This window comes from Lancefieldella parvula, from assembly GCF_963547875.1.
GTDB lineage: Bacteria > Actinomycetota > Coriobacteriia > Coriobacteriales > Atopobiaceae > Lancefieldella > Lancefieldella parvula_D.
The window spans coordinates 46,909-53,748 of the sequence record NZ_CAUUSI010000010.1 but is presented as its reverse complement, the minus strand read 5'-3'; the positions used below and the strand labels follow the sequence as shown (position 1 = coordinate 53,748).

7 protein-coding genes are annotated in these 6,840 nt (G+C 52.1%); 5 read left to right on the top strand and 2 right to left on the bottom strand.

Annotated elements, in window-relative coordinates:
- Positions 1–136 precede the first annotated feature (136 nt).
- Together abc-f and RWJ96_RS04985 are read right to left on the bottom strand one after the other, a co-directional pair.
- Entirely contained in the window at positions 137–1,606 is a 1,470-nt protein-coding gene (gene abc-f / locus RWJ96_RS04990; protein WP_005987409.1) for a ribosomal protection-like ABC-F family protein, read from the bottom strand.
- A 261-nt stretch (positions 1,607–1,867) separates the two neighbouring features.
- Positions 1,868–3,154 (bottom strand): MFS transporter, encoded by a 1,287-nt coding sequence (locus tag RWJ96_RS04985; protein WP_314019274.1) that lies wholly within the window; start codon positions 3,152–3,154, stop codon positions 1,868–1,870.
- Positions 3,155–3,991: 837 nt separating this feature from the next.
- Between RWJ96_RS04985 and RWJ96_RS04980 the strand changes: the two genes are divergently transcribed.
- The 5 genes from RWJ96_RS04980 (at position 3,992) to RWJ96_RS04965 (ending at position 6,840) form a co-directional block, all read left to right on the top strand.
- Positions 3,992–4,159, top strand: a complete 168-nt coding sequence (locus RWJ96_RS04980; RefSeq protein ID WP_157966984.1) for a hypothetical protein — start codon at positions 3,992–3,994, stop codon at positions 4,157–4,159.
- Between the two features lie 789 nt (positions 4,160–4,948).
- On the top strand, positions 4,949–5,071 hold the full coding sequence (locus tag RWJ96_RS06875) for a DUF4160 domain-containing protein (protein ID WP_396427213.1): 123 nt from the start codon (positions 4,949–4,951) through the stop codon (positions 5,069–5,071).
- 12 nt (positions 5,072–5,083) lie between these two features.
- Entirely contained in the window at positions 5,084–5,521 is a 438-nt protein-coding gene (locus tag RWJ96_RS04975) for a DUF2442 domain-containing protein (protein WP_314019273.1), read from the top strand.
- A 125-nt stretch (positions 5,522–5,646) separates the two neighbouring features.
- Complete coding sequence (locus tag RWJ96_RS04970; RefSeq protein WP_314019272.1) at positions 5,647–5,847, top strand: hypothetical protein; 201 nt, start codon at positions 5,647–5,649, stop codon at positions 5,845–5,847.
- Between the two features lie 93 nt (positions 5,848–5,940).
- Positions 5,941–6,840, top strand: coding sequence for a Fic family protein (locus tag RWJ96_RS04965; protein ID WP_314019270.1), 900 nt, complete (start codon positions 5,941–5,943; stop codon positions 6,838–6,840).

The window sequence follows — 6,840 nt, the reverse complement described above, 5'->3', positions numbered from 1 at the left end:
TCCTTGGAGGCCTAGCTCTTTATTAAATTCGTCCAAGTTTTGGGACGCAGTTCATCCCTGCGTTGGGACGGAGGCTCTTTCTTTGCCGTTTTACTCCCTTGTCTCCGTTCGGGGATTATTTCTTGCTCATTTAGGGCTATTCGCGCTGAAAGATTTTGACTAGCTTGGTGTCCTTTATTTCGTAGACAATGTCTGCGACGTTCTCGACCAGCCTCTTATCGTGGGAGACGAACACTATCGTTCCGGCATAGGCGCTCATCATCTGCTCGAGGGCTTCGGCGCTCTTGATGTCCAGGTAATTTCCAGGCTCGTCCATGAGCAAGATGTTGTATCTGCCCAGCAGCATCTTCGCGAGTAGCAGCTTGATGACTTCGCCTCCCGAGAGAACGCCAACGTCCTTTGTCAGGTCGCGCGGTCCGATTCCCATAGAGGCGAGGATGCCTCGAATTTCGGTCATGCTGTACTCGCAACCATCCTGCATGAACGAGATCGCAGACTGACGGGCGTCGAACTTGTAGCCTGTTTGCTCGAAGTAACCGATCTCTGCCTTGGGAGAGATGTTGATACCGTCGGCGCGTCGAGCGATTGCCTTCAGCAGGCTGGTCTTTCCTGTACCGTTGCCACCGGTGATGGCCACTTTGGCACCGAGCGGTATCTCGAATTTCGCGTGGTCATAGAGCATGCAGTTGCCGAAGCTCAAGCTGAAATCGTCTGCCGAGATGGGAAATTTACTATGCAGTTCCAGGGCCTTGCTCTGGCGGAACCGCACGGCGCGAATGCTATCTGGGGCCTCAATCCCTTCGAGCGCTTCGAGGCGCTTCTCCATGTCCTTAGCCGCCTGGTACATCCTCTTCTGTTTGGTGCCGGTTGCTTTCTGATGCCCCAATCGACCTGCATACTCGTTGCTTTTTTTCGCAGCCTTCCGCTTGGCGTCGACCTGCCGTGCTTTTTTCCGTTGTTTTTCGATGGCGGCTTCGAGGCGATCGCGCTCGCGCATCGCCTCTTCGTATCGAGTCGCCTGAGCTTTGCGCTCTTCTTCTTTCTGTCGCAGATAGTCGGAGTAGTCACCCCAGAATTCGGAAATACCGCCGTCTTTGAGCTCCCAGATCTTGTCTACCACCTGGTCGAGAAAATGACGGTCATGGCTCACGATGAGCAGAGCCCCATCAAATGCCTTGAGTTGTCCGACGAGAAGGCGGATGCCGTCTTGGTCGAGGTGGCTCGTAGGCTCGTCGGCGAAGATCGCGCTTGCATGCTGGGAGAGTGCAGAGGCAATCTTGGCGCGTGTTTCCTCCCCGCCGCTCATCGTCTCCTGCGCCACTCCGGCGACGTTGAGACGGGAGAGCATCTCACCACTGTCCTGAGCCGCATCAAGGTCGAGTTCATCGAGTTGGCCGATGAGGGCAATGCTGCCGAAGCGCCTGACGTCGGCGTCCGCAATGGTAAGATTGCCGCTCAGAATTTTAAGCAGGCTGGTTTTGCCTGCGCCATTGTCTCCCACCAAGCCGATGCGATCGTAGGAGTAGATTTCCAACTCTTCGATATCTAGGATATCGCGGCCGGCATATTCCAAAAAGATGTCTTTAGCTTTGACTATGAGTTCCATAGGTTGAACCGCCTTTTGTGTATTAGCGTTTTACTGGAAGCGCAGCCATGCCAAAAAAGATTGCTCACGTCGATTTTTCGCCTTTGCCCAATTGCCGGCGCGAGCGTTTTGACCTTGCGCAAGCCGGCAAATCCGAAAATGATAGTTGGCGACGAATAAGGAGCGCGATGCGGAATGTCGGTGCAATACCTCGTCGTCGCAAGGGCTTGAAGGCTGACGCTTGAACCGATGGCTGCTGCCTCTTTTTTTCGAATACTTGGGCTATTGAATCTGCCCGGTATCTCTTTTCCCCGCGTTTCGGACGCTCGGAGCAAGCAGCATAGCCATCGCAAGCAGTACCATGGTCGCTCCAGAGCCGACGAACCATAACGGAGCTCCAAGCAGATCCGCAAAAACGGAGGGGGCCGCGAGGCCCATGGGCATGGCCCACGCCATGATGGTTCCGTAGAGGCCGAAAACGCGGCCTAGGTACTCAGGAGGTATCTGCTCCTGCATAAGGGCAGTCTGGGTTCCCGCGTACAACGGGGAGCATGCGCCCATAAGAAAGCTCGCCGGTAGGAAAACGGCGAACAGCGACGGGCCGATCAATCCGGATGCGATTGCGACGACGCCGAAGCCGGCGATCGCGGCGACCATGGTGAGCGACCTATTGCGGAACCCTCCCGTGGCCGCCAAAATGCCGGACCCAGCCAGCATGCCTGCGGAGAAAAGGACCTCCACCAAAGCAGCATCCCCCGTGCTACCGCCAAAATGTCCCAAGGTCATTATTGGGAACAATGCCGCGAGTGGGGAGAACGCGAAAGCGAAGACGAACCCGCACCAAAGAAGGGCGAACAGCCCCCTGTATCCCCTGATCAGCTTGTAGCCGTCCGAAATCTCAGAGAAAAGTTCTCGAACTTTATTGGAAAAGGACGAGCTGCGGTCGGCTTCGTCGAGTCCTCCTGCGTCTATCTGAGCGGCGAGGACAGCTAGAGAAGCGAAAAGCGCCCCCAGCACGTCGAGGGCAATCATGGCGGTAATGCCCGCCACAGGATAAATCACTGCCGCGAGCGCGGCGCCAAGAATGTATCCGGCGGACTGAATCGCCTGCATCACTCCCGATAGGCGAACGAGATGCTCTGGCGGGGCGAGATGGGGCGTGAGGGATTGGGAGGCCGGCGTGTAGAACGAAGTGCCAGCTGCGCGGAGAAACAGGGCGATGAGTATTGACCACGCAGGTAAGCTGCCGGCCAACGAGGCAATCGCCAAGGCGGCGCCCACCGCGGCAACGAAGAGGTCGGCGCCGATGAGAACACGTTTCAAAGGCAGCCTGTCGACAACGGCGCCCGCAAGGACTCCGAACAAAGCAATCGGCAGAAAGCCTGCTAACGATGCCAGGGAGAGGAGGGAAGATGATTCTGTCGTGAGGGCGATATGCCAAATGAGACCCATTTGGAGAATCAAGCTCGTCAATGTCGACACGAGCTCCCCGCCCCATACGAAACAAATCTTAAATTGCCATGAATGGCACAGCGAAACAGACCTGCGCCGAGAGGTTTCAAATATCATGGTTATGTCCAATCGTGAAATGGCGTGCAGAAAAACAACGCGACGCCACAACAGCGCCGCTTTCTAGGCGCTCATCCACGTGCGGAAAAGACCAACCACGACACCCCTCCTTTGTTAATTCGGTCTGGCAAACCATGTAATATTAACGAGGCTTGAGTTTGCCTGTCAAGAATCGACCATCGGAAAGGGCAATCCTCTCTGGCCATTCGATTCCTTTTGTATCTTTGGTTGCATAGGTGACCCGCCAGGGCTATTACGCGTGAAAGAGGCGCCTGCCGAGCTGGCCGATGAGGCGCTGAAGATGGCCCTGGTCAGGCGAAACGATCCCAAGGGATGCGTACATCATTCGGATAGTAAGAATGTTGCCAGCAGGTTTTGCGGCAACCGCAAAGGAGCCGTATCCTGCAGCTGGAATCACGTTGCAGCATCCTGACCCGCATTCCGATTGGCGGACGGCCCGCTTCGGCATCCTGACCAGCACAGCGATCGAGCCTTGTCATTCCTTGGATATGCCGGTTGCTCGGGGCGGTCCCGACGGAGGCCCTCGCCTCCCCGGTCCGTGACCCAAGAAGGGCAAGCATGCTGATCTGCATGGCTGGTTCCTCCTTTATGTAGACGACCATGCAAAGAAGGGACAACCGAGGAGGCAGGTTACTGATGCGGGCTCCCGCACGCCCATGACTACCCGACGGGCTGTTTTTCATCTCCGATGCCCGCATTGCAGCATGAACGAATGTGCCTCGACATCTCTGCTGGCATGGTACGACTGGGATCGCACCTCGACGCATCCTTGCGCATACTGCCTTCCAAGTTTCGAAACCGGGAAGGAAAGTGTATGTGAGCGACGATATCGGCGCCGATTCGACGCTCGAGAGGGAGATTGCGCCGATTCTATCCATCGGGGATGCATTCCCGAAGATTCTCATCACTCGCACGAGGCATGAGCCCCATACCCGGGAGGGCGTGCTCGTGCTGAATTTCGCGAGGTGGCTGCTTGGCGGGTAGGGTTCTGAACGTCGCATTGGGATATCGCGCGACAGGGCACGCAGGGCTGTTTGTGCCCGCACGGGAAACGCCGTCGCCATGCGGGCGGCCTGTCGTGTCCGATTAGCCTTTTGCTAAACAGGCTTACGCCAACTCATGGGCAAGCCACCTGAGACTATTCACTTTGCTTATCGTTGACAAAGACCTGTGGCCTGCGGTTTTGTGAACGGCTCGTAAGCCACCCGCGTCGACTCACTTACTGTTGAAGCTGGTGGTTTGCAGGCTCAAAGGCGGTTGAGTTTCAAAACGGGCGTTTTTCGGCGATATCGAGCCTCCAAAGGCGGCTCTCCGTGCCCCTTGGGACAAAAATAAAAACTCAATACTCTGAGTTTGAAAATGGTTTTTGAAGTTGTCCCAGCTTTTGTCCCCGAAGCCGATGAAACGCGACGTCGCGTCATTCAGCGGCACTCACTTCGAGATGCCGCCGAAAACTGGATGCAACTGGAGTGACGAGACGGCAAAACTATAACCACCGAGTGGGAATAAGATCCATCAGAGAGACTTTTTAGTTCCAGTTTTAATCAACTCCTCGATCACGTTGCGAGGAGTTTTTTATTAATAAAGGGTTATGGGTGATATCACGTTATCGTGATATCTTTATTAAAAGAGAGGATGCATATACCCACACCTGCATGGTTTTACGGGATAGTTATACACATGTATTTCTTGGGCTCAAAATACAATCTGCTGCATATACATGCAATTTACGGTGATGATACTGCAGCCTTTGATAGTAATTTGGGCTAGGAGATTGATGGGAGTCTGTCGCTTCGTGCTGCTGGTATGGTGCGCGAGTGGATAGAGATTCACCAAACTGAGCTTCTTGAAATGTGGGAGACGCAAGAATTTAAGAAAATCGATCCGCTTGTCTAAAGGAGACAGATTATGAAATTTCATAAGGTAAAAGATGTCTCTGCCCTGGCTGGCTTAAAGTTGAGTGTTCAATTTACTAACGGCACTACAAAAATCTACGATGTAGCTCCACTTATGCATCGTTTCCCGGTCTTCAAGACATTGGAGGATAACGAATCGCTGTTCAGAGACGTAGAAGTTGATCAGGGCGGCTACGGTATTATCTGGAACGACGACCTTGATCTCTCTTGCGACGAGCTATGGGAGAACGGAACGGAAGTTGCGACGCCGTTCGATGGGCTTATATCGTTTACAGATGCTAGCGAACTCTGGGGTTTAAGCGAGTCAACTCTGCGTAAGGCTGTTGCGTACGGCAAAATAGTTCCAGGAGTGGATGCTCGTAAGTATGGTAAGCAGTGGATTGTTGACCGTGATGCTATGATTCGTGAGTACGGCAATCCTATGTCCTAAGAACTACAAATATACAACCTCAAATACTGTCCATTTCAGTGGACAGTATTTTTTATGTCATTACGTAGACTGGTATTTCTATAAACGTGTGGTCTTTTAGTAGACATCGTGAGATGGGAGTACTAATGGAAAAGCAGAGTTCAGATAGCCCCGTATGTCCTAAATGTAACAGCACAAATGTTGCTAAATATCTTTGGGGTTTACGACTGCTGGACGATCAATTAGAGCGTGATATTGAAAAAGGTCGTGTCGTTTTAGGAGGCTGCGTTGTATGTGTAGATGACCCCAAGTTTCATTGCAATGATTGCAAGTATGATTGGAGATAGCTGTAGTTTTGAATATTGCCGGTATCGGCAATAAATAGCCTCCTTTGCTATAATTATCTCACCAGTTTTTGCCGATAGGGGGGGTGAAGCTCAATGGGATTTCTTTCTGCAGCAGAGATTGCTGAGCTCTGGGGCATATCTGAGAGAAGCGTTCGTAATTACTGTGCAACAGGTCGCGTGCCAGGCGCTTTTCTCGTGGGAAAAACTTGGAACATTCCAGCCGATGCAGTAAAACCTTCTCGAAAAAATGCTAAAACATCGTCAATAAGTCCGCTGCTTTCGCGCTTGATTGAAGAAAAGGTCTCAAAAATAAAGGGCGGTATTTACCATAAGCTCCAGGTCGAGCTTACCTATAACTCTAATCACATTGAGGGAAGCAAGCTCTCCCTCGATCAGACACGCATGATTTTTGAAACGGCTACTATCGGCGTTGAAGGAAATCCTGTTCATATTGATGACATTGTAGAAACTCAGAACCACTTCCGCGCTATCGATTATGTGATTGAACATGCAAAAGACCCTCTTACAGAGGTCACCATTAAAGAACTTCACCGTATTCTTAAAACGGGAACTACAGATTCTGTACAGGACTGGTTTGCTGTTGGAGATTACAAACACCTACCAAATGAGGTCGGTGGGCGAGAAACCACTCTTCCAGAAAATGTTGCTAAAGAGATGAAGTTGCTGTTAAAGGCTTATAACTCAAACAGCTCCCATTCCTTTGAAGACATTGTTGATTACCATGTTCGCTTTGAGCGCATTCATCCATTCCAAGACGGCAATGGGCGTGTCGGCAGGTTGATCATGCTCAAAGAATGCCTCGCTCACGACGTTGTTCCGTTTGTCATTTCTGATGATATGAAGTCTTTCTACTATCGCGGACTCTCTAAGTGGGACAAGGAGAACGGCTATCTTCTTGATACGTGTCTTACGGCTCAGGATAGATTCAAAGCAACGCTGGATTACTTCCGAATCGCGTACGGTGATAAGTAG